The sequence below is a fragment of the Zhihengliuella alba genome, from assembly GCF_039538765.1.
GTDB classification, from domain to species: domain Bacteria; phylum Actinomycetota; class Actinomycetes; order Actinomycetales; family Micrococcaceae; genus Zhihengliuella; species Zhihengliuella alba.
On sequence record NZ_BAABCJ010000001.1, the window covers coordinates 187,175 to 213,248 of the forward strand.

Below are 26,074 nucleotides of genomic sequence, written 5' to 3' on the forward strand. Positions count from 1 at the left end.
CGGGGCTTATGCGTCGAGCCTCACACGGTCGTAGACCTCGTCCAGTACGGGGCTGGACGGATAGTTCACCACGGGGGTCGACATCGCCAGGGCGGAGATCGGGAAGGAGAGGGGCTGCGCGGGCAGGTCCTGCGCCAGCAGTTCGCTGATGGCACGGTAGGCGGCGGCCCGCTCGGGACCCTCCGGCATGGACCGCGCCGCGGCCAGATGGGTCTTCAGTGCCGTGGAGTCGTATCCGAACTGGTCGTTGGAGAGACCGAAGAGCGAGCTGAGGAAGTGGTCCGGGTCCCGGTAGGAGCCGGTCCACCCCAGGAGGTGGAATCCGGCGTACTCACCGCTCAGGACCGCGTCGATGTAGCCGTCCTCCCAGCGGACCGGCACCGGCTCCAGGACGAATCCGGCCGCGGTGAGCTGGGCGCTGAGCTCCGCGTAGACGAGTTCGGGCAGCGGCAGGTAGCCGCGGCTGACGTCCCGGGGGTAGAGGAAGGGGATCAGCTCGCCGTCGTACCCGGCGGACTCGAGGAGGGTCGCCGCCGTGGTGGGGTCGTAGCCGTAGTACGTGTCGGGGGCCTCGACACCGAGGCTGGGCGGGAGGAAGGAGCGCGCCTGCTCCGTCCCGGCGATGAAGAGCTGCTCCCAGGCGTCGGAGTGCTGGGTGGCATGGGCCGCGGCCCGGCGGACGTCGAGGGAGCGCAGCGGGCCCGAGGCCTGGTTCATCCCCAGGTAGAGCACGGAGAAGGGGTCGCGCTGGACGATCTGCTGTCCCGCGCGTACGAGGTCGCGCATCTCGTGGACGGTCACCGTGTCGTAGCCGTGGATGTCGCCCCGGCTGAGCTCGCGCAGCCGCGAGGGCGCGTCGCGCAGCACGCGCAGCTCCACGCGGTCCACGGCGTCGGCGAAATCCTCGGCGCGCCAGTGGTCCGGGAAGCGCTCCAGGACCGTCGTCTCCTCGTCGAGGCCGGCGAACCGGTACGGTCCGGTGCCCACGGGGGCCTCGGCCGTCGACGACGGCGCGGCCACGGCGAGCCCCGGCACGGTGAGCGCCTGGACCAGCCCGGTCAGGGGCGCGTTGAGCTCGAGGACCACCGTCAACCGGTCCGGTGCAGTGCAGGACTTGTAGTAGCTCGCACCGTCGAGGATCGCCTGCGGCGGCTCGGGGATGCGGTCCAGCGCTGCCTCCGTCAGCTCGCCCATGGACGGGGCGCCGGGATCCTCGGCGTTCTCGTCGACGGCCGGCACGGCCGCGTGCTGGTGGTGGAAGATCGTGTCGAAGGCGGCGAATGTGCCGCCGTCCGGGGCCTCGCCGCCCGCCCAGCGCTCGAAGTTGTGCACCACGACCTCGCCGGAGAGCTCGGTGCCGTCGTGGAACGTCACGCCGTCGCGGAGCGTGAACGTGTACGTCAGACCGTCGTCGGAGACTTTCCACGACTCCGCCAGAGCGGGGGCCGGGGCGCCCGAGTCCGGGTCGACCCCGACGAGGCCCTCGAAGAGCTGCCGGGTCACCCGGTGGGACTCGGCGTCCGACACGACCGCAGGGTCGAGCGAGACGGGACCGGCCGGGGTGCCGACGCGGAACGTCGTGGGGCCCGGGGCCGTGGGGCCGGCCGTGGGCCGGGCGGGCTCCGCCGCTGGCGAGCAGCCCGTGAGAGCCGTCAGACCGGCGGCGCCGAGGCCCAGGCCCCAGCCGAGGACGGAGCGGCGCGTGGGCTCGGGCCCGGCCCCCGGGGACGTACGTGCCATGCGTGGGTCTCCTTCGCGCGCCGGCGCCACGTCCGCCTCGGGCGGCGTGTCGCAGGGCGTGCAGATGCCGTGCGGATGGACGGTGCCGGCCGGGGCGACCGGTCCGTACCGAATGGTGCGAGCGGGGGGACTTGAACCCCCACGTCCGAAGACACTGGAACCTAAATCCAGCGCGTCTGCCAATTTCGCCACGCTCGCCTCTCCGTCCGCGGTCAGGGCCCGCGGCGGACCGGATCAGTGTACCGGACGGGCACCCCGTGCCCGGAAGTGGTGGAGGAACTCAGGCCTCGACGGCGAGGCCGAGATCCCGGCGGAGCTTGGCGACGTGGCCCGTGGCGCGCACGTTGTACTGGGCGACCTCGACGGCGCCGTCCTCGCCGATGACGATGGTCGAGCGGATCAAGCCCTCGTAGACGCGCCCGTAGTTCTTCTTTTCGCCCCACGCGCCATAGGCCTCGGCCACTCCGTGGTCCTCGTCGGACAGGAGTGGGAACGTCAGGTCCTCCTTGGTGACGAACTTCTTCAGCTTCATGGGGGAGTCGGGCGAGACGCCCAGGACCTGGTAGCCGGCGGCGGCGAGCGAGGCGAGATTGTCCCGGAAGTCGCAGGCCTGCTTGGTGCACCCGGGCGTGGAGGCTGCCGGGTAGAAGTAGAGGATGACCTTGCGCCCGGAGAAGTCGGCGAGCGAGATGGCGTTGCCGTCGGCGTCGGGCAGGGTGAAGGCGGGTGCGGGGGCGCCGGGGGCGAGCCGTTCGGCCATGGGGGTCCTCCTGTGGGTTGGGCATCGTGCGCAGCTTCGCGGACGAAACTAGCCGGTACTGCCGGCACGCCGCCGGCGATCCTGTCTGCCGGGCGCTGTGGACATGACCCGGGGATGCTCCGTCGGTTCAGGGCGGCGGGGCTGTATCGGCCGCTAGCAGAGTAGTACACATCCGTGACAACTCCTCTCCCGGGGCAGCGGAGCTCGCAGTCAGAAGTTCCCTGCAAGAGCGAGGCGGTTCGAGGCTCGAGTGAGGAAGCGCATATACTTGGCGCTTCAAGTACTTCCGGGGGGGGAACAACAATGGATGCGTTGACGCATGCCGAACACTTGCGCGACGGCTGGATGAATCGGGCTCTTACACTCCTGCCACGGCCCTGCGAGATCATGAGCGAGGCGGCCGACAGGTTGGGAGAGTTTTTGTCCGGCACCGCTACGCTCGCTGAACTCCTCGAGTGGCTTGACGATGTCTCCGCGACGGCGCCAGCCGACCACATTCAGTCGCACAGGGTGCTCGATGATCTACGCCGTGACGTCAGGCTTCTCGAGGGATCACTCTGAATCCTCCCTTGCGCCTCGGCGGCGCCCGCCATTCATGCGTGTGCTTGCAGAGGGCTTCAGGGCCTGAGCGTCACCGTCTCGACTGCGGTCGGCCGCCCGGCTCTCCGGCGCGGGTCGGTGCCTCGCGGCAAGCGAGCAGCAACCGCTGGCATGGGTCCGCCGGGGCGGCCAGACGGTTCTGAAGACGTGGGCCCACACGCCGTGCCACTCGGGTACCTGGACGGTCTTGCGGTTAAAGACGGAAGCCCCTCACCCGACGGTGAGAGGCTTCCGGAGGAGTGCGCCCCCCGGGACTTGAACCCGGAACCTACTGATTAAGAGTCAGTTGCTCTGCCAATTGAGCTAGAGGCGCATCTGTCGCTGTCGTTTCGGGCTCTTTTCCGCGCCCGCCGCGTTCGCAACGAGAAATAACAATACACACCACCGGAGGGCTCTGCAACTCGAACCGGCACTCTGAGGCGGACCTCACACCCGAGTGCCGATCCGGCTCTCACTAGGCCCCTTCATGAGCCGCGCCGGAGCCGCACGGCCGGAGCAGTCGCCCGGCCCACGGCCGCGGTGCCTCCGCCCGCTGGCGAGTAGGCCCGCTATTGCGGCTGGACCGACACGAGCTCCAGAGCGGTCATGAACTCGTCCATGAAGCCCACGAACTCCTCGGCGTCGAGCTCCTGGTCGAGCAGGACATTGCCGGACTCGGGGAAGACCGACTCCGGCACGGCAATGCTCGGCTGCGGGACGACCTCGAAGCGGAAGACGCGGCCGGTGGAGGTGCCGACCTCGAACCCGCCGTCGCGCACCTCGGCGAGATGGGACAGATTGGTCATGTTAACGGAGATCGGCTGCTCCCGAGGAGCGAGGTCCGCGGGGCTCACGGGGGCCAGGACCAGCTCGAGTGGCTGGCGCCGGAAACCGATGATGAGACTGCCGCCACTGCCGGCGTTGCCAGCGGCGTAGACGAGGTTGTAGCTGCCGAAGTTGGGGATCTGGTGGTCGAAGGCCTGGTGCAGATGCGCCTTCAACGCCGCATCGCAGAGGTTCGGGTCTTTGGTAGTGACCATGCGAACAGTCTATGGAGGGTCACTGACAAATTTCTGGGTGTTGTGGAAAGAATTCACTGGATCGTTACGTGCAGGAGTCACGCGTTGGTCGCCCCGAAACGGCGAGCCTAGAATCGCGGCTATGACGCAGGACGCCACCGTAGATATCAAGCCACGAAGCCGCGCCGTCACCGACGGCATCCACGCCGCCCCCGCCCGCGGAATGCTCCGCGCCGTCGGCATGGGCGACGAAGACTTCTCCAAGCCGCAGATCGGCATCGCGAGCTCGTGGAACGAGATCACGCCCTGCAATCTGTCCCTCAACCGTCTCGCCCAGGGCGCCAAGGAAGGCGTCCACTCCGGTGGCGGCTACCCGATGCAGTTCGGCACCATCTCGGTCTCCGACGGCATCTCCATGGGCCACGAGGGCATGCACTTCTCCCTCGTCTCGCGCGAAGTCATCGCGGACTCCGTCGAGACCGTCATGATGGCCGAGCGCCTGGACGGCTCCGTCCTGCTGGCCGGCTGCGACAAGTCCCTCCCCGGCATGCTCATGGCCGCGGCCCGCCTAAACCTCTCCTCGGTGTTCCTCTACGCCGGCACGATCATGCCGGGGTTCGCCCGCATGTCCGACGGCACGGAGAAGGAGGTCACGCTGATCGACGCCTTCGAGGCCGTCGGCGCGTGTGCCGCCGGAACCATGAGCAAGGAGGACCTCGACGCGATCGAGCGGGCGATCTGCCCGGGCGAGGGCGCCTGCGGCGGCATGTACACCGCCAACACCATGGCCTCCATCGGCGAGGCACTGGGCATGTCCCTGCCGGGCTCGGCCGCCCCGCCCTCGGCCGACCGCCGACGCGACATGTACGCCCGGCGCTCGGGCGAGGCCGTCGTGGAGATGCTCCGCAAGGGCATCCGTGCGCGCGACATCCTCACCAAGAAGGCCTTCGAGAACGCCATCGCCGTCACCATGGCCTTCGGCGGCTCCACGAACGCCGTCCTGCATCTGCTGGCCATCGCCCGCGAGGCGGAGGTGGACCTGACGCTGGACGACTTCAACCGCATCGGCGACAAGGTCCCGCACATCGCGGACATGAAGCCCTTCGGCAAGCACGTCATGTTCGACTTGGACAAGATCGGCGGAGTCCCCGTGGTCATGAAGGCCCTGCTCGACGCGGGTCTGCTGCACGGCGACTGCCTCACGGTGACCGGCAAGACCATCGCCGAGAACCTCGAGGAGATCGCCCCCGGCCCGCTCGACGGCGAGGTGCTGCGCCAGCTCGACAACCCGATGCACAAGACCGGCGGTGTCACCGTCCTGCGCGGCTCGCTGGCACCCGAGGGGGCCGTCGTGAAGTCCGCTGGCTTCGACGCCGACGTCTTCGAGGGCACCGCGCGCGTCTTCGAGCGCGAGCAGGGCGCGCTCGACGCCCTGGACCGCGGCGAGATCAAGGCCGGCGACGTCGTGGTCATCCGCTACGAGGGCCCCAAGGGCGGCCCGGGCATGCGCGAGATGCTCGCCATCACCGGCGCGATCAAGGGCGCGGGCCTGGGCAAGGACGTCCTGCTGCTCACGGACGGCCGCTTCTCCGGCGGCACCACGGGGCTGTGCATCGGCCACGTCGCGCCGGAGGCGGTCGACGGCGGCCCCATCGCCTTCGTGCGCGACGGCGACCGGATCCGTGTGGACATCGCCGGACGCTCGTTCGACCTCCTGGTCGAGCCGGCGGAGCTCGAGGCGCGCAAGGTCGGTTGGGAGCCGCTGCCCGCGCGCTTCACGACCGGCGTCCTCGCCAAGTACACCAAGCTCGTGAAGTCGGCGAGCGTCGGTGCCTTCTGCGGCTGACGCCGCGCAGATCCGAGCACGACGGCGCCCCCGCCCACCGCTGGGCGCGCCGTCGTGCTTGTTCAACCTTTGGACGCATTGTCCACAATATGAGACGAGGGGTGCGGCTCGTTGACACCCCCCGCCGGCGAGACAAGACTGAGTGGCATGCAGAGCATCATCACCGTCCTACGAGTTACCGAGCGCGTGGCCTAGCCGCCGGTTGGTCGGACAGGTGACGCGCTGAACCCCACTGAAGCCCAGGAAATGCCGGGCCAGAGGGGTTTTTTTATGCTTGATTGCATCGAAGAGAAGGAAGAATCCATGACAAACGGACCCGACATCAGCCCGGCGCTGGTGGCCAGGACGGCCAACCGCGCAAAGGATGTTGCTCCTGTCTCTTCCGTTGTGGAGGGGCCGAATCCCGTGCAGGGACCGAACAACTCCGTGCCCCCCACTGCAATGACTGGCTCACAAGCCATCGTTCGTTCACTGGAAGAACTGGGCGTCACAGACGTCTTCGGGTTGCCGGGCGGGGCCATCCTCCCCACCTACGACCCCCTGATGGACTCCAGCGTGATCAACCACGTCCTGGTCCGTCACGAGCAGGGAGCCGGCCACGCCGCCCAGGGCTACGCCATGGTCACGGGCGAGGTCGGCGTGTGCATCGCCACCTCCGGCCCGGGGGCCACCAACCTCGTCACCGCCATCGCCGACGCCCACATGGACTCGGTCCCGATGGTCGCCATCACCGGTCAGGTCAACAGCGCCGTGATCGGCTCGGACGCCTTCCAGGAGGCGGACATCGTCGGCATCACCATGCCGATCACCAAGCACTCGTTCCTCGTCACCGACGCGCAGGAGATCCCGCGCGTCCTCGCCGAGGCGTTCTACATCGCCGGCAGCGGGCGGCCGGGGCCGGTCATCGTCGACATCTCCAAGGACGCCCAGCAGGCGACCATGGAGTTCTCGTGGCCGCCGCGGATCGATCTCCCCGGCTACCGCGTGATCAGCAAGGGCCACTCCAAGCAGCTGCGCGAGGCAGCGAAGCTGATCGCCTCGGCCCAGCGGCCCGCGCTCTACGTCGGCGGCGGCGTCATCAAGGCCCACGCCTCCCGGGAGCTGCGGGAGCTCGCCGAGTTCATCGGCGCACCGGTGGCCACCACCCTGCAGGCCCGGGGCGCGTTCCCGGACTCGCACGAGCAGCACGTCGGCATGCCCGGCATGCACGGCGCCGTCTCGGCGGTGACCGCGCTGCAGCAGTCCGATCTGCTGATCACCCTCGGGGCCCGCTTCGACGACCGCGTGACGGGCGTGCTCTCCACCTTCGCGCCGAACGCGAAGGTGATCCACGCCGACATCGACCCGGCGGAGATCTCCAAGAACCGCGTGGCGGACGTCCCGATCGTCGGCGACCTGGCCGACATCATCCCGGAACTGCTGGACGCCTGCCGCGCCCGCTTCGAGGAGTCGGGCCGCCCCGACCTCGCGGCCTGGTGGCGGACGCTGGACCGGCTCCGCGAGACGTACCCGATCGGGTACACGGAGCCTCACGACGGACTCACCGCCCCGCAGCACGTGATCCAGCGGATCGGCGAGCTGACCGGCCCGGAGGGCGTCTACGTCGCCGGCGTCGGCCAGCACCAGATGTGGGCCGCGCAGTTCGTGAAGTACGAGCGCCCGCACCAGTGGCTCAATTCCGGCGGTCTGGGCACCATGGGCTACTCGGTCCCGGCCGCGATGGGCGCCAAGGTCGGCAATCCCGACCGCGTGGTCTGGGCGATCGACGGCGACGGCTGCTTCCAGATGACCAACCAGGAGCTGGCCACCTGCGTGATCAACCAGATTCCGATCAAGGTCGCCGTCATCAACAACTCCTCGCTGGGCATGGTCCGGCAGTGGCAGACGCTGTTCTACGACTCCCGGTACTCCAACACGGATCTGAACACCGGCCACGGCACCGCCCGCATCCCGGACTTCGTGAAGCTCGCCGACGCGTACGGGTGCGTCGGCCTGCGCTGCGAGCGCCCCGAGGACGTGGACGCGACCATCGCCCAGGCGCTCGAGATCAACGACCGCCCGGTGGTCATCGACTTCGTGGTCAGCCGCGACTCGATGGTGTGGCCGATGGTTCCGGCCGGCGTCAGCAACGACCAGATCCAGATCGCGCGCGACATGACGCCGGACTGGGAAGAGGAGGACTAAGCCATGGCACGTCACACACTCTCCGTGCTCGTGCAGGACGTCCCCGGCGTCCTGACCCGCGTCGCCGGCCTCTTCGCCCGCCGCGCGTTCAACATCCACTCGCTCGCCGTGGGGCCGACGGAGCACGAGGGCATCAGCCGCGTGACCGTCGTCGTCGACGCCGAGGGCGACCTGCTGGAGCAGGTGACCAAGCAGCTCAACAAGCTCATCAACGTGCTCAAGATCGTCGAGCTCGTGCCCGAGGCGTCGGTGCAGCGCGACCACATCCTGGTCAAGGTCCGCGCCGACGCCGTGACCCGGCTGCAGGTGACCCAGGCCGCCGACCTCTTCCGCGCCAACGTCGTGGACGTGGCGACCGACTCCCTGGTGCTCGAGGCCACCGGCAACGCGGAGAAGCTCAACGCGCTCCTCTCCGTGCTGGAGCCCTTCGGCATCAAGGAGATCGTCCAGTCCGGAACGCTGGCCATCGGCCGCGGTTCCAAATCCATGTCGGAGCGCGCCCTGCGCTCCGTCTCCGCCTAGCTTTCCCAGCCCCGCACTACCAAGGAGTTACTGTGACCGAGTTGTACTACGACGACGACGCCGACCTGTCGATCATCCAGGGCAAGAAGGTAGCCGTCATCGGCTACGGCTCCCAGGGCCACGCCCACTCGCTGAACCTGCGCGACTCCGGCGTCGAGGTCCGCGTGGGCCTCAAGGACGGCTCGAAGTCCCGCGCCAAGGCCGAGGAGGAGGGCCTGACCGTCGGCACCCCCGCCGAGGTCGCCGCGTGGGCCGACGTCGTCGTCATCCTGGCGCCGGACCAGGTGCAGCGCCACCTCTACAAGGAGGACATCGAGTCCAACCTGAAGGACGGCGACGCGCTGGTCTTCGGCCACGGCTTCAACATCCGCTTCGGCTACATCCAGCCGCCGGCCGGCGTGGACGTCCTCCTGGTCGCCCCGAAGGCGCCCGGACACACCGTGCGCCGCGAGTTCGTCGCCGGCCGCGGCATCCCGGACATCATCGCCGTGGAGCAGGATGCGTCGGGCACCGCCTGGGACCTGGCCAAGTCCTACGCCAAGGGCATCGGCGGCACCCGCGCCGGCGTCATCAAGACCACCTTCACCGAGGAGACCGAGACGGACCTCTTCGGCGAGCAGGCCGTGCTCTGCGGCGGCGTCTCCCACCTGGTCCAGGCCGGGTTCGAGACCTTGACCGAGGCCGGCTACCAGCCGGAGATCGCCTACTTCGAGGTCCTGCACGAGCTGAAGCTGATCGTCGACCTCATGTGGGAGGGCGGCATCGCGAAGCAGCGCTGGTCCATCTCCGACACCGCCGAGTACGGCGACTACGTCTCCGGCCCCCGCGTGGTCACCCCGGAGGTCAAGGAGTCCATGAAGGCGATCCTGGCCGACATCCAGTCGGGTGCCTTCGCCCAGCGCTTCATCGACGACCAGGAGAACGGCGGCGCCGAGTTCCTCAAGCTGCGCGAGGAGGAGGCCGGCCACCCGATCGAGGCGACCGGCAAGGCCCTGCGCTCGCACTTCTCGTGGAGCCAGCAGGACGACGACTACACCGAGGGCAGCGCCGCCCGCTGATCGTCCCCCTGATCAAGCGCGCGTCGCACGGTCGAACCGTACGAACGAAGAGGTCGGCCCCCGCTGCGGAAGCAGCGGGGCCGACCTCTTCGTGTCGCTGGCTGGCAGCGGCCAGCCGTCAGCGGACGGGGACGGTCAGTAGCAGGGCGACATCCGTCCGACGGCGTTCGTCAGCACGCCCTCGCCGCCCACCAGGGTGGCCGTCGCGACGTCGGACTCCACCACGTCCGTGCGGATCCCGAGCGGGACGCAGGTGGGGTGCGAGAGGTAGAGCGGTGCGCGCCGGGTGCCGGCGATCGCCGCCGCGGCGAGCGCGTCCGGGAAGTCCCGGCCGGTCGCGAAATAGACCCGCGACGCGTGGTTCACGAGGCCCGAGTTGAGCTTCTGGGCGGTCTCGTACCGGTCGCTGCCGAACACGCGGCTGGGGGAGTAGGCGCTCAGCGAGCTGGCGATGCCGCGGGAGACCACGGCGGGTCCGCCCACGATGACCGCCTTGTCCACGCCCAGGCCGCTGAGCACCCGCTGGGTCTCGGTGTTCGCCGTGGAGTTCTTGCCGGGCACGAGCATCACGATCGCCCCGTAGGACCCGGCCAGCGCCGAGGCGGCGAGCGCGTCCGGGTAGTCGAGCCCGGTCGCGATGTAGGCCCGGGACGCCGAGGGGAAGGCGCCGCGGACGACCTTGGCGGCCGTCGAGTAGCGGTTGTCGCCGCCGTGGCGGACGACGTTCGACGTGTAGCGCTTGAGCTGGCTGGCCACGGTCGCGGAGACCGCACCCGACCCGCCGACCACCACGATCTTCCGCGGATTCAACCGGTCGATCTCGGCCGCCACGGGGCTGGGGAGCCCGCCGGGCCGGGTCAGGAGAAGCGGGGCGTTCTGCCGCGCGGCCGCCGGGGCAGCGACCAGGGCGTCCGCGTAGTCGGCGCCCGTCGCGACGTAGACGGTCCCAGCACCGCTGGGGTAGGCCTGCCGCGACGCGGCCACGGCGGTCCGGTAGCGGTCGTCGCCGGCGATCCGGTAGGCGCCGACGCCGGTCTGGCCCGCGGCCTCGTTGGGCATCCACGACTTCGCGCCGGTGCGGACGCTGCCGAGGTATCCGTAGATCAGCCCCGGGCAGGTGGTGTAGCCGACGTCGCGGTGCCCGAAGACGCGCGGCAGCGTCACGGTGGCGCCGTCGTCGTGCTTCTGACTGCCGCGGCCGGCGACGAGCCGGACCGAGCCCGTCGGGTCGTACCCCCAGTAGGCCGCCTGCCAGCCGGCGATCTGCTGCAGCGAGCGGACCACGGCCGAGGACGGGCGCGTGGTCGTGTAGTCGCCCATGACGGAGACGCCGAACGTGTCGCCGTTCCAGCCGGCGGCATGGGTCGCGATGCGGGAGACGCCGAGTCCGCCGCCGCGGCCCTCGTAGATGTTGCCCCACTTGTCCACGAGCATGTGGTAGCCGATGTCGCACCAGGTCGGGTCCTTGGCCATGTGATAGCGCTGGATGCCGCGCAGGATCCCCGGTACCTGGGAGACCGTGTAGCTGTTGGTGCCAGCGGTGTGGTGGACGATCGTGGCGTACTTGCGCTTGCTGTTCCCGAGGTCGCAGACCGGGGTCGCAGCGCCCCAGGAGGAGCGTGTGATGACCCGGTTGAGCACACTGGTGGAGGAGGTCGTCGCCGTCTGCACGGCCGTGCGCTCGACGGCGAGCGTCTGCAGTGCTGCTGCCCCCGTCGCGGCTGCGGTCGGCGACGTGCCGGGCTCGGCGGAAGAACCGGTGGAGCCATCGGCGTCCGGAGGCGACGACGGCGACGGCTGACCGCCGCCCGGTTCGGTCCGGGCCGGCTCTGATGCGGCGGGGGACGCCGTCTGCTGAGCGCCCTCGTTCGCCGGAGTCGGCGCCGACGCGCTCGGCTCGGCCGGGGGTTTCGCGGCTGGCGCCTCCGGCGACCCGGCGGAACTCGGCGTGGAGGACTCGGGTCCGCCCTTGCCCTCGGTGATCTCGCGGTCGACGTCGGTCACGGGGGAGGAGTACGCGACGAGTTCGAGCTCGGAGGAGAAGTCGGGGTTCGTGGCACGCGCCTCCACGGCCGTCGCCTCGGTCAGCGCCAGTGGCGCCGATGAGCCGGGTGCCTGGGCGGCCTGCTCCTCCTGGTCGTGGCCGCCGGGCGTCTCCTCCTCGGGCAGCTCCTGCCACTCGCTCCACTCGCCGTCGACCTTGGCGCGGTACTCCGCTGCCGGGTCGGTGCCGTCCCACGTGGCGCCGAGGACGGTGACCTCGGCGGGGTCGAGCTCCAGCGTGGCGACCGCCTGCGCGGTGACCTCCTCGACGGCCGAGTGGACCTCGGCCTCGGGGTTCGACGGTCCGTCCGGCAGCTGCGCCTCGACGGCGGCCGGGTCCGGGACCTCGCCGGCGGCCGCCTTGCCGAGCTCGACGGGCTCGCCGTCGCCCTCGGACGCGGCAACCGACGGTGACGGCAGCGGGGCGGATGCCTGTGCCGCGGACGCGGGGACGGCTCCGGCCATCGTCAGCGAGACGGACAGGACGGCCGTCAGAGCGGCGGTCGAGAGGGACAGGAGCGGTCCGCGGCAGGTGGGCGGGCCGGAGGCGGCGTTCTGAGGCGCCATGGTGGGACTCCAGTGATAGACGAAGACGGGTGGCGATGGCCACAGTCTTTATTCTGCCTGCATGCCGCCTCCGAATTAGCCTCGGCACGGCGCGTCGGCGTGTGGCGGACGCCCTGAGGTGGGGCGAGTCTGCCACTGGCAGGCTAACGAGGGGTGACGGGAAGGGAAAGAGCAGGTCGGTCTTCTCGCGCCCGAACCCCGCTCGGGGGCGCTTCACCCTGTAATACTGCGGAGCGGGGTTCGGAGGCCGGGGCGGGCGCGGCATAGCCTAGCTTCGGCAGACCTGTGCCCTCAGCCGGGTCGCTGGTCGTGACCGCATCCCACACTCAGAGAAGGTGCCACCGCAGTGTCAGAGAACAAGCCCGTCGTTCTGCTCGCCGAAGAGCTCTCGCCCGCAACAGTCGAGGCCCTCGGTCCGGACTTCGAGATCCGCCAGACCAACGGTGCCGATCGATCTCAGCTGCTCGCGGCCATCGCCGACGTGGACGCCATCCTGGTCCGCTCGGCCACCAAGGTGGACGCCGAGGCCATCGCCGCGGCCAAGAACCTGAAGGTCATCGCCCGCGCGGGTGTGGGCCTGGACAACGTGGACATCAAGTCCGCCACCCAGGCCGGCGTCATGGTCGTCAACGCCCCGACGTCGAACATCATCTCCGCCGCCGAGCTCACCGTCGGCCACATCGTCTCCCTCGCCCGTCGCATCCCGGCGGCCAACGGCGCCCTGAAGAACGGCGAGTGGAAGCGCTCCAAGTACGCCGGCGTCGAGCTCTACGAGAAGACGGCCGGCATCATCGGCCTCGGCCGGATCGGCGCGCTCGTCGCCGCCCGGCTCCAGGGCTTCGGCATGAAGATCGCCGCCTACGATCCCTACGTGACGGCCGCCCGGGCCCAGCAGCTCGGGGTGCAGCTGATGGACCTCGACGAGCTCCTCGCCTCTAGCGACTTCATCACCATCCACATGCCCAAGACGCCGGAGACCCTCGGTATGCTCGGCGCCGACGCCTTCTCGAAGATGAAGGAGACGGCGTACGTCGTCAACGTGGCCCGCGGTGGCCTGATCGACGAGGCCGCGCTCTACACGGCGCTGAAGGACGGCGAGATCGCCGGTGCGGGCGTCGATGTCTTCGTCAGCGAGCCCAGCACCGACCTACCGTTCTTCGACTTCGAGAACGTCGTGGTCACCCCGCACCTGGGGGCCTCCACCGAGGAGGCGCAGGAGAAGGCCGGCATCTCGGTCGCCAAGTCGGTGCGCCTGGCGCTGGCCGGTGAGCTCGTCCCCGACGCGGTCAACGTCGCCGGCGGGATCATCGACGAGAATGTCCGCCCCGGCATCCCGCTGATCGAGAAGCTCGGGCGGATCTTCACGGCGCTCACCGAGGACTCGCTGGTGAGCCTCGACATCGAGGTCGCCGGGGAGATCGCCAGCCTCGACGTCAAGGCGCTGGAGCTGGCTGCGTTGAAGGGCATCTTCACCGACGTCGTATCCGAGCAGGTCTCCTACGTCAACGCACCGGTCCTGGCCGAGCAGCGCGGTGTCGCCGCGCGGCTGATCACCACCAGTGACTCGCCCGAGTACCGCAACGTCCTGAACCTGCGCGGGGCCACCAGCGACGGCCGCGTTCTCGCGGTGTCCGGCACCTTGACCGGGCCCAAGCAGATCGAGAAGCTCGTCGGCATCGACGGCTACGAGATCGAGATCCCGATCGCCGAGCACCTCGTGGTCCTGCGCTACGAGGACCGCCCGGGCGTCGTCGGTGCCCTCGGCGCCGTCCTCGGCGAGCGCGGGGTCAACATCGTGGGCATGCAGGTCGCCCCGAGCGCGGAGAGCGCCGAGGCCCTCGCGATCCTCACCGTCGACGATGCGCTCCCAGAAGGGACCCTCGAGCAGGTCCGCACCACCGTGGGCGCCACCTTCGCGCGCGAGGTCAACCTCGACGACTGATCCGGGCGGGCGGGACCCGCACAGGACGACGGCGGGGCGTCACCTCGCGGCCATGGCCGCGCCGGTGGCGCCCCGTCGTCATCTCCAGCGACGGTGTTCTACAACGTTTGTGCATCGGCCGCTGAAACAGTTGTTCCGGGTGATATCTTTCTGCTCATCACACCATTTCGGGTGATTCTCGCTCGCACTCACTACGTGCATTCACGAAGGGGACTCCTATGTCCTTGAATTCCTCTGCGCCCGCGTCCGGGCGCTCGCGTCTCCACCGAGTCCTCGTCGCCGGCCTGCTCACAGCAGCGATGGCGGTGACGGCCGCGCCGGCGGCCTCGGCCGCGCAGCCGGCGGCCGTCCCGCCCGGCGTCGATGTCGAGCGCCTCGGCGGCAGCAACCGCATGCAGACGTCGGTGGAGATCTCCAAGACGTACTTCCCGGGTGGATCCAGCGTCGTCTATCTGGCCACCGCCCATGATTTCGCCGATGCGCTCGTCGCTGGCCCGGCAGCGGCCGCGGAGGGCGGCCCCGTGCTGCTGACCCCGGCGGGCGGGCTGGACGGGACCGTGGCTCAGGAGATCAAGCGCCTGGCCCCGTACAAGGTGGTCCTGGTCGGCGGCGAGGGTGCCGTCAGCCAGAAGGTGGCGGACTCCGTCGCGGAGATCGTCGGCGCGAAGGCGGTGGAGCGGATCGGCGGCGACAACCGCTACCAGACGTCGGCGAACATCGCGCGGGCCGTCTTCCCGGAGGGCGCCGAGGAGGCGTACCTCGCCACCGGACTCGACTACCCGGACGCGCTGTCCGCTGCTCCGCTGGCCGGTGCGCTCGAGGTTCCCGTGGTCCTCGTCCGGGGCACCAGCACGAGCCCCGACGCGGAGACGGTCGCCCTGCTGGACGAGCTGGGGATCGTCCAGGCCTCCCTGGTGGGCGGCAACGGCGTCATCTCCGCCGGCTTCCAGTCCGGGCTGAAGGCCAGCGGCGTCGCCACATTCCGCTACGCGGGCAAGGACCGCTACCACACCAATCTCCTGGTGAATCGGGAGCTGCTCGGTTACTCGGGGGAGGTCATGCTCGCGACCGGCATGAACTACCCGGATGCCCTGGCCGGCGCGGCCTCGGCCGGCTGGCACGCTACGCCGATCTACCTCTCCCGGCCCACGTGCGTCCCCGCCGCCTCGCTGGCGGACTTCCTGGATCCGGACGCCGAGGTCGAACTGGTCACCCTGCTCGGTGGCGAGGGCGTGCTCTCGAAGAACGTGGCCAACCTGGGGTCCTGCTGACCTGCAGCAGGGGTGCCTCCCCGCAGGGGCCCGGGACCGCACGGAGTCGCCGGTCCTGACCGCGGGAGCCCAACGATGAACGGCGAGAGCCGGCACGGCGTCGAGGACGCTGTGCCGGCTCTCTTCACAGGCGGTGCCGCACCGCCGGGGAACGCCCGTCGATGCGGTAAATTCTCTTGGGTGACTTCCACCGAGCAGCCCCCGTTCTACATCACCACGGCGATCTCCTACCCCAACGGCGAGCCCCATATCGGCCACGCCTACGAGGTCATTGCCACGGACGCCATGGCCCGGTTCAAGCGGCTCGACGGGCACGATGTCTTCTTCATGACGGGTACCGACGAGCACGGCCAGAAGATGCTGCAGACCGCCCAGCGGATGGGACTGTCGCCGCGTGAGCTGGCGCAGCGCAACTCGGATGCCTTCCAGCAGATGAACGACGAGCTCGGGACCAGTTACGACCGCTTCATCCGCACCACCGATCCGGACCACATCGATGCCGCCCAGGAGATCTGGCGGCGCATGGAGGCCAACGGGGACATCTACCTGGACAAGTACGCCGGCTGGTACTCCGTGCGCGACGAGGCGTTCCACTCCGAGGAGGACACCGAGGTCCGCGAGGACGGCGTCCGCTATGCCAAGGAGACGGACACCGAGGTCACCTGGACGGAGGAGGAGTCCTACTTCTTCCGCCTCTCCGCCTACCAGGACAGGCTGCTGGACCTCTATCGCCGCCAGCCGGACTTCGGTGCGCCCCGCTCCCGCTTCAACGAGGTCATCCGGTTCGTGGAGCGCGGTCTCGAGGATCTTTCGATCTCCCGCACCACGTTCGACTGGGGCGTGCCCGTCCCGGGCAACGAGAAGCACGTGATGTACGTGTGGGTCGACGCCCTGACCAACTACCTCACGGGCGCCGGGTTCCCCGACGTGGAGTCGCCCAGCTTCCGGAAGTACTGGCCGGCCGACGTCCACGTCATCGGCAAGGACATCTCCCGGTTCCACGCCATCTTCTGGCCGGCCTTCCTCATGTCGGCCGGGCTCGAGCTGCCCAAGCGGGTCATGATCCACGGCTTCCTGCACAACAACGGCGTGAAGATGTCCAAGTCGCTCGGGAACACCGTGGCGCCCGCCGACTTCGTGGAGAAGTACGGACTGGACCAGATGCGCTACTTCTTCCTGCGCGAGGTCCCGTTCGGGGCGGACGGCAGCTACAACCACGAGGCGATCGTGGGCCGGATCAACTCGGATCTCGCGAACAACCTCGGCAATCTCGCCCAGCGCTCCCTGTCCATGGTGAAGAAGAACTGCGACTCGTCCGTGCCGCGGCCCGGTGAGCTCGCCGATGCGGACCGCGCGATCCTGGAGCTGGCCGCCGCCCTGCTCGAATCGAACCGAGACCTGTACAGCCGGCAGGAGTTCAGCCGGGCGCTCGAGGCCGTCTGGCACGTTCTCGGCGAGGCCAACGCCTACTTCGCGGACCAGGCGCCGTGGGTCCTGCGCAAGACCGACGTCGAGCGCATGGGCACGGTCCTGTACGTGACGCTCGAGGTGGTGCGCCGGGTGGCCCTCCTGATCCAGCCGATCGTCCCCGAGGCCGCCAGCCGCCTGCTCGACGTTCTCGGCCAGCCGGAGGGCGCCGCCCGCATGTTCGCCGCTTTCGACATGCCGCTCGAGCCCGGGACGGAACTGCCGGACCCGGCGCCGATCTTCCCGCGCTACGAGGAGCCCGCGGACTGAAGCGACCGGGCACCGCGATCGCGCGGGACAGCGGCGCGCTGAGCCCCGCCCCTGACAGAGCGCACACGACAGAGGACGACGGCGGTAGGTTCCCTACCGCCGTCGTCCTCTGTTCTCTGCGCCTGCCTGGGGTTCTCTGCGCCTGCTCGGGGCGCCGTCCCCGGTGCTCAGCCGAGTGTGCAGGCGTGGCCCCCGGCCCGGAGTGCGCGGGGGCCACGCCACGCGCTGCTGTTATTCGGTGGCGAGGCCCGCCACCGGCGAGAGGCGGGCGGCCCGGCGCGCCGGGACCACGGACGCGAGCAGTCCGGCGCACACCGCCACCGCCAGTACGGCCGCGAGCTGGATCCAGGGGAGGTCCACGACCACCTCGGTGAGGAACCCGAGGGCCGACTGTGTGCCGAGCAGGCCGTACGCCGTGCCGAGGCCCAGGCCGATCAGGGCGGCGACGCCCGCGATCAGGACCGCCTCCAACGCCAGCATGCCGCGCAGCTGACGGGTGGTCAGACCGAGGGCGCGCAGCAGGGAGTTCTCGCGGGTGCGCTCCAGAATGGACAGGCTCAGCGTGTTCGCCACACCGATCAACGCGATGAGGACGGCGACGGCCAGCAGGCCGGTGACCACCATCAGCAGCATGTCGATCACCGTGGTGAACATCTGCCGCTCGATGAGCCCGCCGCCGACGGAGTAGTCCTCCACACCGAGAGCCGCGGCGATGGTGCTCTGCAGTTCCTGGGCGCCGGCGACATCGAGCGAGTCGCTCGCATCGGCCCAGAGGATCGCCGGCAGGTCAGCGGGGGAGGGCTGCCCCGCGACGGTGGCCTCCGCATCCCAGCCCGCGGCCGTGTCCGCGGTGACGAGTGGGACGAAGGCGTCGACGTCGGTGGGGCGCACGGTCAAGGAGTCGCCGTCGACGGAGGTCTCCTTCACGACCGTCTCGTCGAAGGCGGTGTCCGGCAGCAGGATCTCGCCCCGGGCCGGGACCAGCGACGGATCGTTCAGAACCGCGCCCAGGGCCTCGGGATCGGCGGCGTAGACAGTGCCGTACTCGGAGTCGGCCACGGGAACGAGCCGGACGGCGTGCTCGACGCCGTCGACGGCCGTCAGGCGGTCCGCGGCGTCGGCGCCGAAGGGGGCCGCGACGCCGTCGTGCTGGACCGTGACGTCCACGGGGTACTCTGCGGCGAGGCCCTGGTCGAACGTCGCCTTCGCGGACTGTGCCCCGACGAGGATCATCGAGACCAGGGTGACGCCGATCAGCAGCGCCGTGGCCGTGGCCGTGGTCCGGCCCGGGTTCCGCACGGAGTTCAGGGCGGCGAGCTTGGCCGGCACGCCCGTGCCGGAGACCAGGCGGCCCACCGCCGAGACGGCGGGCGGCAGGAACAGCGAGCCGATCATCAGGATGCCGATGAAGGAGACGAAGCCGCCCGCGAAGGAGACCAGGAGGTTCGCGTTGAACGCGCCGAAGGCCAGGAGCGCGGCGCCGAGGAGCACGCCGAGCCCACCGAGGACGAGCCGGGCCCTGCCGGCACGGTTGCGCACGGAGGCGCCGTCGGCCGGGCGCAGCGCAGCCAGTGGGGCCACGCGGGTGGCCTGGCGGGCCGGGATCCAGGCGGCCAGGATCGTCATGGCGGTGCCGACGCCGAGCCCGATGAGGACGCTGGAGACGGGGACGGAGAGGACCGCGAACGCGGTACCGGGCAGGGTCGCCACGTAGCCGATGAGGCCGGACATGACACCGACGGCCAGCAGCACGCCGAGTGCCGAGGCGACGACCCCGATGATGACGGACTCGAGGACCACCGCACCGCGGATCTGGCCGCGCGCCGCGCCCAGAGTGCGCAGCAGGGCCAGCTCGCGGGTGCGCTGGGTGACCAGGACGGAGAACGTGTTGGTGACCACCAGGCCGGTGACCACGAGCGCCACCAGGGCGAAGACCAGGAGCACCACGGTCAGCTGGTCGGAGCCGCCGGAGAGGGAGGCGACGTCCTGGACGGTCTGCTCGGCCGCGGTGAGCACCTGCGGGTGCTCCACGCCTGCGGCACGGAGCACGCCGGAGACCTCCTCCGCCGCGGCGCCGGCGTCGGCGCCGTCGGCCAGCTTGAGCTGGAACGAGGTGGCGCCGATCGCGCCCGCGAGTGCCTCCTGGAGGCTCTCCGGCGTCACGACCACCTCCGTGAAGGCGCCCATGGCCGGATTCGCGCTGACCACGGTGAGGCCGGAGACCCGGTAGGCGACCGGCGCCGGCTCCTGCTCGCCGGTCGGAATCGCGAGGGAGACGGTATCGCCGACGTCGATCCCGGCGCGCTCCGCCGTCGCGGTGTCCACCGTCAGCTCGTGGGCTGCATCCGGGAACTCTCCCTCGGCGAGCTCGGTGCTGCGGAAGTCCGCGGCCGCCGGGACGCTGTGCAGCCTGGCCTGGAAGGTCGAGTCGCCGGAGCCGAGCCGGGCGCCGGCGCTGAGGTCGGGCTGGACGTCACGGACCGCGTCGAGGCCCTCCACTTCGGCGAGGAGCTCCGGGTCGTAGGGGGCGTCGGGGACCTCGCCCGTGTACGCGTCGTAGTCAACGGAGGCGATCAGGTCGGCGTGCTTGTAGCCGGTGCCGATCGACTGCTGGAGGGAGGCGGTGGCGCTGGAGCCGACCATCAGCGTCGCGGCGAGGAACGCCGTACCGATCATCACGGCCAGCACGACGGCGATGTAGCGGCGCGCGTAGCTGCGCACGTTCGCCCACGCGAGGGTCATCATGCGCCGGCCCCCCGAGTGTCCGTCGCGGCGGCGTCGTCCTGGGTCGTGAGGCGGGCGAGCGCGGCGGCGATCTCCTGCGGCGTCGTCGCCGGGACACGGCCCTCCAGCCGGCCATCGCGCACCAGCACGATGTCGTCCGCGTAGCTCGCGGCGACGGGGTCGTGGGTCACCATGATGATGGTCTGGCCGAAGTCGCGGACCGAGGCGCGCAGCAGCGAGAGGACCTCGGCGCCGGTCTGCGAGTCCAGGTTGCCGGTGGGCTCGTCCCCGAAGACCACGTCGGGACGCGTCAACAGGGCGCGGGCCACTGCCACGCGCTGCTGCTGCCCACCAGAGAGCTCGTGGGGCTTGTGGCCCAGGCGCGGGCGCAGCCCCAGCGTGTCGACGACGGTGGCGAACCATGCCTTGTCATGCTTGCGCCCCGCGAGCTGGAGGGGCAGGAGGATGTTCTGCTCGGTGGTCAGCGTCGGGACGAGGTTGAACGCCTGGAAGATGAAACCGGCCTTGTCGCGCCGCAGGCGCGTCAGCTCGGTGTCCTGCAGGCCGGTGATGTCCACGTCGCCGATGACGATCTGCCCGCTGGTCGCCGAGTCCAGTCCGGCCAAGCAGTGCATGAGGGTGGACTTGCCGGAGCCGGACGGACCCATGATGGCGGTGAAGCGGCCGGCCGGGAAATCGATGTCCACGCCGGCGAGGGCCTCCACCTGGGTGGCGCCGGTTCCGTAGACCTTGGTCAGGCCGCGTGCGGCGACGGCGATGGCCGGCGCGGGCCGGGTCGGGTTCTCGAGTGTCGAGGGCATGTGTGTGCTCATGGTGACCACGCTATTTTTCAGCGCGGGCCCCGCACATCGTCCCACCGGCGCGAACTCGAGGCGGGCGGCTCACCCCGCGGGATGAGACGAGCGGGCTGCTGGGCTGAGGCCCCGTACCGAGGGGTGCGGGCCAATGGCAGGATGGTGCCATGAGAGTTCTGCCGCGCCGACTGACCGAACGAGACCCCACTGGCCGCCCGCTCGCCGTCCTCCCTGTCGCTGCTCTGGCCGGAGCGCTGGCGCTCGCCGGCTGCTCGGCCGCCGAGCCGGAACCCGAGCCCGCTCCGGCGACGACGTCGGCGGCGCCGTCGACGACGCCCACGCCGGCTGTCGACACCGGCGACATGCCGCAGGCCCTCGCGGACCTCGCCGTCGCCTGGTACAGCGGGGGAGACGCCGCCACCGGCGGGCCCGCAGCGGAGGCTGCTGCCCAGCGAGAGGCGAGCGCGGACGACGTGGCGGTCGAGGCCACCCTCGGGGCGTGGAACGAGCAGAAGCTCGCGGTCCTCACCAGCGGCGACGATGTGACGCTGGCCGTCGCCGGACCGGGCGGGTGGAGCATCGTCGGGGGCTGGTGGCCCAGTCTCGGGATCGAGGAGCCGGTCCTCGGCGATCAGCGGCACGTCCTGCTGATCGGCTCCGACGCTCGCGAGAAGGAAGGCCAGAAGATCGACCGGGCACGCGGCGACGCGCTGCAGCTGCTCGGGGCCAACGGGGCGGGCGGCGCCGGCATCGTGGGCATACCGCGCGACCTCTGGGTGCCGATCCCCGGAGGCGGAACCGCCAAGATCAATTCGGCCCTGCTGCAGGGTGGCCCGGAGGCCCAGGTGCAGGCGGTGGCCGACGCGACCGGCATCCAGCCCCAGGGCTACATCCTCACCGGGTTCGAGGGATTCAAGTCGATCGTCGCCGACCTCGGAGGACTGACTCTCGACGCGCCGGTCCCCGTCAAGACCGTCCCCGAGGGGACCGCGACGCTCGACCCGGACGACGCGCTCATGTTCGTGCGCGAGCGCAAGACCCTCCCGGGCGGCGACTTCGACCGCAGCTTCCACCAGGGGGTCGCGCTGCTCGGCTTCGCCGCCCACGTCCTCGGCACCGGCCCCGGCGCGCTCGCCGAGTCCTTGACCCTGGTCGACCCGCACGTCCAGACGAACCTCACCGCCGAGCAGGCGCTCACCTTCGCGGCGTGGACGTACCGCCTCGACGTGCAGGAGGTCGGCCACGACGTGCCGGAGGCGCCTTTCGGACGCAGCGCGGACGGCCAGTCCATCCTGGTCTACGACGACGGCGTCCAGGCCGTCTTCGACGACTTCGCCGACGGTGCACTACAGTAACCGGGATTGCGTGACGTCCGGTACGGAGGGGAAGTACGGCCGTGGAAGCTGGGAAGCTCGTCAAGGATTATGCGGCATGGCGGGTACCTGTTCACCGGTGGGCATCGCCAGCGGAATTCCGCGATGCCGAGTCGGTGCCGGACGGGATTCATGCCATTCGTCTGGAGAGCGGGCTCGTCCTGGACCTCTTCCTGCGGGGTAGCCCGCTGACGGATGAATCGCATCCGCATGTCCTGACCTTTCTCGCTGGCGCCGTCACGGGCAGGGCGGACAAGGCCGGGCCCTTCTTCAGCGGTCTGGGAATTGCCGGGGGGTTGGACATGCCCGTTGTTGGCATCGCTGATCCCGGCGTCGATCTGGATACGGGCGTCAACCTGGCCTGGTACACGGGCCGGCTCCAGGACAGCTTCCAAGCCGAGCTCGCGTCAGTCCTCCGTGGGATGGCCGAGAGGGCGGGCCGGCCCCTGTTGCTGGTCGGTGGGTCCGGCGCCGGGTTCGCCTCGTTGTTTCTCCTCGAGCAGCTCGCCGGACTGGCATCTGGCTTGGTCTGGAACGCGCAGACCGATCTTCTTCGGTATCACCCGGGCCCTGTGCGTGCATATCTGAGCAAAGCCCTCGGCCTGGCCTCGTCCGTCTACACGGGCCAGGACTGGATACAGGCCGTGGAGGCGCGAATCAACGGCCGAATCCGGACACGACTTTCAGGGGCGAGTGCGGTCGAACACTGTGCCGGATTGCTGTACCTCCAGAACCGGAGTGATTGGCACCGCGAAAACCATCTCGATCCGTGGCTCGATGCCGCCGAGTGGGCTCGGCAAGATGGCCCGGGCGACACACAGATCTTCAGCCGAGGCGAGAGCCACACGGTCGTGGTTGCGGATTTCGCCGAAGGTCACCTTCCACCCGATGCCGCATTGCTCTCCGAACTCATCGGGGCACTTCAAACGGGGCCAGAATCACGGCTGGCCCTTGCCCGCGATCTCGCAGAGCGCTTCGCCACGCTATCCACCCATTAGACTCGGCAACGAGTCCGATTTCCGACCCGGAGAATTAATGCAGGCACCAGTCGTAGTACATGGGATCACGCGCGGCTCCCACTTGAACACTGCCCAAACGATTCTCGAGTCGGTACAGATCGTCCCAGGCCCGGATCGAACGACTTTCGTCGACCCGTCGACTGGTCGGAGCGCAGCATTGGACGGGACGGCCATAGTTGGCCGCGCCGTCCAGACGGCGGCTTCCGCCCTGGACCTTTTGCATGATCAAAGCGATCTCACGAAGGCTGCAGAGCGATGGGGAGCGGCCGTCAAGAATCCATCGACCCTCTTTCTGACGCACCCGGGCGAGGGCGTCGCCGTCGTCCCCGATCCGCTCGGCGGTTCCCTGGTCTTTATCTGGGAAGGAGCTCGGGCCACCTACCTGTCGTCGAGTCTGCCATCCGTCATCGAGGTTGCATCCGCGTACGGTGACGCACCGGAGAAGGACCTTGAATTTCAACTGGAGCGAGCACTCGTCGGCAATGGCGGCTACCTCCCAACCAGTTACGCGGGTATTCGGGTAGCCGCCATGTCGTCATGGATCCGCATAGACGACACGGGCGTAAGACAGCTCGTCTACCCCTTCTTCGAGGAAGACTTGGCGGCGACCGGCTCCTATGCCGATCTCCTGCATCTCGCGCGAGCGGACCTGCTGGAATCACTGGAGGCGATCGCGAACATGCCCGTGTCCCAGCGCGTCGCCCACCTGACGGGCGGCTTCGACTCGCGGCTGATCCTGGCCGGGCTTCTCGAAGGGGGACTGACTGACCGGTTCGAGTTCTTCTGTTCCGGACCGGTAGGGTCCCCCGACCGCGATGTCGCGGATCTCATCTCCGCGCACTTCGGGCTCACCAGAACACTCAATGCGGGCCTCTCGCAGTATCCGACGAGTCACCCGAGAGAAATGTTCCTCCTGCCCATGGACAACTCCGGAGGTCTCACGACCACCGGTCCCATTGGACGCGAGGAACAGCAGTCCGTCGCCGCCGTAGGCGGCGGTTACGGAGAAGTACTGCGCTCCTTCCACTCGCCGAAACTGGCGCCGCTGAACCTGGGACTGGATCGGCGATACCCCGAAAAGGAACTGGCCGCGGCGCTCTGGGGTTCCGGGGCCACTGCCGAGGGCGGTCTGGCTACCCCGGATGCCGCAGATAGACTGCGCCGCCGCGCTGCCGACTCCCTGCAAGACCTCGCAGCCCACATTGCTGCCGAGGATCAGCTAGGCGATCTCCACTACGCGGCGGCTCGAAATCGGTACCACATCGGTCACTCATCGGTGCTCTGGAGCCGGTACGGGGCCCGCTTCGATCCCCTGTACTCGCGGGCCGGGTTCCGCCTGGCTATGTCCCTGCCCCTTGGCCCTCGCTCAGCGAATGTCATCGGATTCGATCTCATGATGTCCCTCGTCCCTGAGCTGGCGGCTCTGCCGTTCGACAAGCCTCGATTCGGGGGAGGTTTCGATTCGTACCGGCGTGCTCCTGAGCCAATCACGCCGCGTGCAGGTCGCTTCACCACACGCCCACACCGTTCGATCTATCCACCAGCTAAGAAGGCCGCGGTGTCGGAGGACGCTCGGCGCCGACTCTTGGCTCAAGCCAAGCGAGCGGGCGTCAGCTATTGGCAGGTCCATCACATGCCCTCGACACAGCAGGGGTTACGCTGGGCTCTCGCGCACATCAATGAGAGCGAGATTGCCCCGATTTTCAATGTCGACTACGTCAGACGTTTATCCACGGAAAGGCTCCAGAAGCGTCGAGAAATCAGGCATCTCTACAGTGCCTATGCCGCCTTGGTCTGGTACTTCCAAGGTAAGTAGCTGAACTTGGTAGCCTCTTTGGCGCCTTGAAACCTGGATTCGACCTTACTAGGCGTGCGTCTTGGCGAATCGGAGTCCCAGCTGTTGCGGACTCGCCGTACCGTTTTGGAGAGCGCCGAGAATATTTACGAGGTCGCCCCGAGGCGGCGTGCCGTGTCCTTCCGTGAACTCGGCAACGACTACTGCATGATTCCGCCCCAGTGAGTAAACGGCCGCTTGCGGCGCGCGCGATGACGAAGCGATAACGGGCGCGCCCGGAAGGGAAGCAGGCGTAGAAGCCGCCCTTGCGACGGGCATTTCGAGCCACCGATTCCAGTTCAACCATGGAAGTAGGTGAACGCGGCGGTGCGAGTCGCTCCAGTTTTGGAGATACAGCACACCCCGCGCTGACTCGAGGGCACCGCTCCCGCGAAGCGACAATTGGATCCGGCCGTTCACCCGACGCGTTACTTGAGGAATCCAGTCCTCGGTCTGAATGAAGCCCACGGCAAAGCCAAGGGTGCGCAGCCACTTTCTCACAGAAGCTGGATTGTAGTGCAGAATCGAGGTCTGTGGATTCCACACCACGACTGTGGCCAGTTCGCGGAGGCGCTCAGCTTGAGCCAGCGCCGCGAACCCCCCGCCTGAACCGCCTGCCAGCAGGAGAGGCCGACCCGATCGTGCCGCTAAACCCCTCAACAGCTCAGAGAGTTCGTCTTGAAACCGCGAGCGAAGATTCCCTGCGTACCAGGCAAGCCGCACGTCAGGGTCGGCATCGAGACCCGGATCCGAGACGGCGATAATGGGCATATCCAGCCGCTTGCTCATTCCAAGGCCGCTGAAGTAGGGGCCTTTCCTGCCCTGCCGTTCCTGGACCGCGCCGCTGAAGAAGGTCAGAACATGGCGAGTGTCTGCTGGACCCAGGGGTTCGCCCTCCAAGAGGATATCCAGGACCGTGCCACTGCTGAGGCTTACCGCGTGGATGCCGTCGGGTAGTTCTTCGGCGTCCAGAAACGCGCGGGCAGAAGGCCAGCGATGGACCGGGCGCTCCCAGTAGTCGTAGTCCTTCATGGCATCCGG

Annotated in this window: 17 protein-coding genes and 2 tRNA genes; 10 read left to right on the top strand and 9 right to left on the bottom strand. The window is 69.2% G+C overall.

The annotated features are described in order from the left end of the window. Positions 1–6: 6 nt before the first annotated feature. The 5 genes from ABD784_RS00880 to ABD784_RS00900 form a co-directional block, all read right to left on the bottom strand. Complete coding sequence (locus ABD784_RS00880; protein WP_344878622.1) at positions 7–1,740, bottom strand: ABC transporter substrate-binding protein; 1,734 nt, start codon at positions 1,738–1,740, stop codon at positions 7–9. Between the two features lie 113 nt (positions 1,741–1,853). Continuing rightward, positions 1,854–1,938: transfer RNA gene (locus tag ABD784_RS00885), tRNA-Leu, on the bottom strand. Positions 1,939–2,020: 82 nt separating this feature from the next. Further along, positions 2,021–2,500: a thioredoxin-dependent thiol peroxidase gene (gene bcp / locus ABD784_RS00890; RefSeq protein WP_344878625.1), complete on the bottom strand. Its 480-nt coding sequence runs from the start codon at positions 2,498–2,500 to the stop codon at positions 2,021–2,023. An 840-nt stretch (positions 2,501–3,340) separates the two neighbouring features. Continuing rightward, positions 3,341–3,413 (bottom strand) — tRNA-Lys (locus ABD784_RS00895). 235 nt (positions 3,414–3,648) lie between these two features. After that, positions 3,649–4,119 carry a hypothetical protein gene (locus ABD784_RS00900; RefSeq protein ID WP_344878628.1) on the bottom strand — a complete coding sequence of 157 codons (471 nt, stop codon included), beginning with the start codon at positions 4,117–4,119 and terminating at the stop codon, positions 3,649–3,651. 121 nt (positions 4,120–4,240) lie between these two features. Here ABD784_RS00900 and ilvD point away from each other — a divergent pair, with 121 nt between their 5' ends. From ilvD to ilvC, 4 genes are all read left to right on the top strand, one after another. After that, the gene (ilvD, locus tag ABD784_RS00905) at positions 4,241–5,944 is read left to right on the top strand and encodes a dihydroxy-acid dehydratase (RefSeq protein ID WP_344878631.1); all 1,704 of its coding nucleotides are present in this window, start codon (positions 4,241–4,243) and stop codon (positions 5,942–5,944) included. A gap of 303 nt (positions 5,945–6,247) precedes the next feature. Beyond that, on the top strand, positions 6,248–8,128 hold the full coding sequence (locus ABD784_RS00910) for an acetolactate synthase large subunit (RefSeq protein ID WP_344878634.1): 1,881 nt from the start codon (positions 6,248–6,250) through the stop codon (positions 8,126–8,128). Between the two features lie 3 nt (positions 8,129–8,131). Further along, entirely contained in the window at positions 8,132–8,650 is a 519-nt protein-coding gene (gene ilvN / locus ABD784_RS00915; RefSeq protein ID WP_309081954.1) for an acetolactate synthase small subunit, read from the top strand. 32 nt (positions 8,651–8,682) lie between these two features. Continuing rightward, a complete protein-coding gene (ilvC, locus tag ABD784_RS00920) occupies positions 8,683–9,708 on the top strand; it encodes a ketol-acid reductoisomerase (protein WP_344878637.1) in 1,026 nt (341 codons plus the stop codon). Positions 9,709–9,843: 135 nt separating this feature from the next. Here the strand turns inward: ilvC and ABD784_RS00925 are convergent, their stop codons facing one another. After that, positions 9,844–12,318 (bottom strand): cell wall-binding repeat-containing protein, encoded by a 2,475-nt coding sequence (locus tag ABD784_RS00925; protein ID WP_344878640.1) that lies wholly within the window; start codon positions 12,316–12,318, stop codon positions 9,844–9,846. Between the two features lie 346 nt (positions 12,319–12,664). Here ABD784_RS00925 and serA point away from each other — a divergent pair, with 346 nt between their 5' ends. The 3 genes from serA (at position 12,665) to metG (ending at position 17,268) form a co-directional block, all read left to right on the top strand. Further along, positions 12,665–14,260 carry a phosphoglycerate dehydrogenase gene (serA, locus tag ABD784_RS00930; RefSeq protein WP_344878643.1) on the top strand — a complete coding sequence of 532 codons (1,596 nt, stop codon included), beginning with the start codon at positions 12,665–12,667 and terminating at the stop codon, positions 14,258–14,260. A 218-nt stretch (positions 14,261–14,478) separates the two neighbouring features. After that, the gene (locus ABD784_RS00935; RefSeq protein ID WP_344878646.1) at positions 14,479–15,531 is read left to right on the top strand and encodes a cell wall-binding repeat-containing protein; all 1,053 of its coding nucleotides are present in this window, start codon (positions 14,479–14,481) and stop codon (positions 15,529–15,531) included. A 180-nt stretch (positions 15,532–15,711) separates the two neighbouring features. Beyond that, positions 15,712–17,268, top strand: a complete 1,557-nt coding sequence (gene metG / locus ABD784_RS00940) for a methionine--tRNA ligase (protein WP_344878649.1) — start codon at positions 15,712–15,714, stop codon at positions 17,266–17,268. A 231-nt stretch (positions 17,269–17,499) separates the two neighbouring features. Here the strand turns inward: metG and ABD784_RS00945 are convergent, their stop codons facing one another. Continuing rightward, positions 17,500–20,013, bottom strand: coding sequence for an ABC transporter permease (locus ABD784_RS00945; protein WP_344878652.1), 2,514 nt, complete (start codon positions 20,011–20,013; stop codon positions 17,500–17,502). Further along, a complete protein-coding gene (locus ABD784_RS00950; protein ID WP_344878654.1) occupies positions 20,010–20,825 on the bottom strand; it encodes an ABC transporter ATP-binding protein in 816 nt (271 codons plus the stop codon). Before ABD784_RS00950 ends, ABD784_RS00945 begins: the two co-directional genes overlap by 4 nt. Before the next feature lie 149 nt (positions 20,826–20,974). Here ABD784_RS00950 and ABD784_RS00955 point away from each other — a divergent pair, with 149 nt between their 5' ends. From ABD784_RS00955 to ABD784_RS00965, 3 genes are all read left to right on the top strand, one after another. After that, a complete protein-coding gene (locus ABD784_RS00955; RefSeq protein ID WP_344878656.1) occupies positions 20,975–22,162 on the top strand; it encodes an LCP family protein in 1,188 nt (395 codons plus the stop codon). 41 nt (positions 22,163–22,203) lie between these two features. Then, entirely contained in the window at positions 22,204–23,178 is a 975-nt protein-coding gene (locus ABD784_RS00960; RefSeq protein ID WP_344878659.1) for a hypothetical protein, read from the top strand. Between the two features lie 178 nt (positions 23,179–23,356). After that, positions 23,357–25,015, top strand: a complete 1,659-nt coding sequence (locus ABD784_RS00965) for a hypothetical protein (RefSeq protein WP_344878662.1) — start codon at positions 23,357–23,359, stop codon at positions 25,013–25,015. Positions 25,016–25,063: 48 nt separating this feature from the next. On the opposite strand, the gene ABD784_RS00970 is transcribed toward ABD784_RS00965, so the two are convergent. Next, entirely contained in the window at positions 25,064–26,065 is a 1,002-nt protein-coding gene (locus ABD784_RS00970; RefSeq protein ID WP_344878665.1) for a hypothetical protein, read from the bottom strand. Positions 26,066–26,074: the final 9 nt, after the last annotated feature.

Bases quoted from the DNA above. Each gene is read 5' to 3' on its own strand.
- ilvD (WP_344878631.1), top strand. From the start codon at position 4,241: ATGACGCAGGACGCCACCGTAGATATCAAGCCACGAAGCCGCGCCGTC.
- ABD784_RS00950 (WP_344878654.1), bottom strand. From the start codon at position 20,825: ATGAGCACACACATGCCCTCGACACTCGAGAACCCGACCCGGCCCGCG.
- ABD784_RS00925 (WP_344878640.1), bottom strand. From the start codon at position 12,318: ATGGCGCCTCAGAACGCCGCCTCCGGCCCGCCCACCTGCCGCGGACCG.
- bcp (WP_344878625.1), bottom strand. From the start codon at position 2,500: ATGGCCGAACGGCTCGCCCCCGGCGCCCCCGCACCCGCCTTCACCCTG.
- ABD784_RS00970 (WP_344878665.1), bottom strand. From the start codon at position 26,065: ATGAAGGACTACGACTACTGGGAGCGCCCGGTCCATCGCTGGCCTTCT.
- ABD784_RS00900 (WP_344878628.1), bottom strand. From the start codon at position 4,119: ATGGTCACTACCAAAGACCCGAACCTCTGCGATGCGGCGTTGAAGGCG.
- ABD784_RS00910 (WP_344878634.1), top strand. From the start codon at position 6,248: ATGACAAACGGACCCGACATCAGCCCGGCGCTGGTGGCCAGGACGGCC.
- ABD784_RS00945 (WP_344878652.1), bottom strand. From the start codon at position 20,013: ATGATGACCCTCGCGTGGGCGAACGTGCGCAGCTACGCGCGCCGCTAC.
- ABD784_RS00935 (WP_344878646.1), top strand. From the start codon at position 14,479: ATGTCCTTGAATTCCTCTGCGCCCGCGTCCGGGCGCTCGCGTCTCCAC.
- ABD784_RS00880 (WP_344878622.1), bottom strand. From the start codon at position 1,740: ATGGCACGTACGTCCCCGGGGGCCGGGCCCGAGCCCACGCGCCGCTCC.
- ABD784_RS00955 (WP_344878656.1), top strand. From the start codon at position 20,975: ATGAGAGTTCTGCCGCGCCGACTGACCGAACGAGACCCCACTGGCCGC.
- ilvN (WP_309081954.1), top strand. From the start codon at position 8,132: ATGGCACGTCACACACTCTCCGTGCTCGTGCAGGACGTCCCCGGCGTC.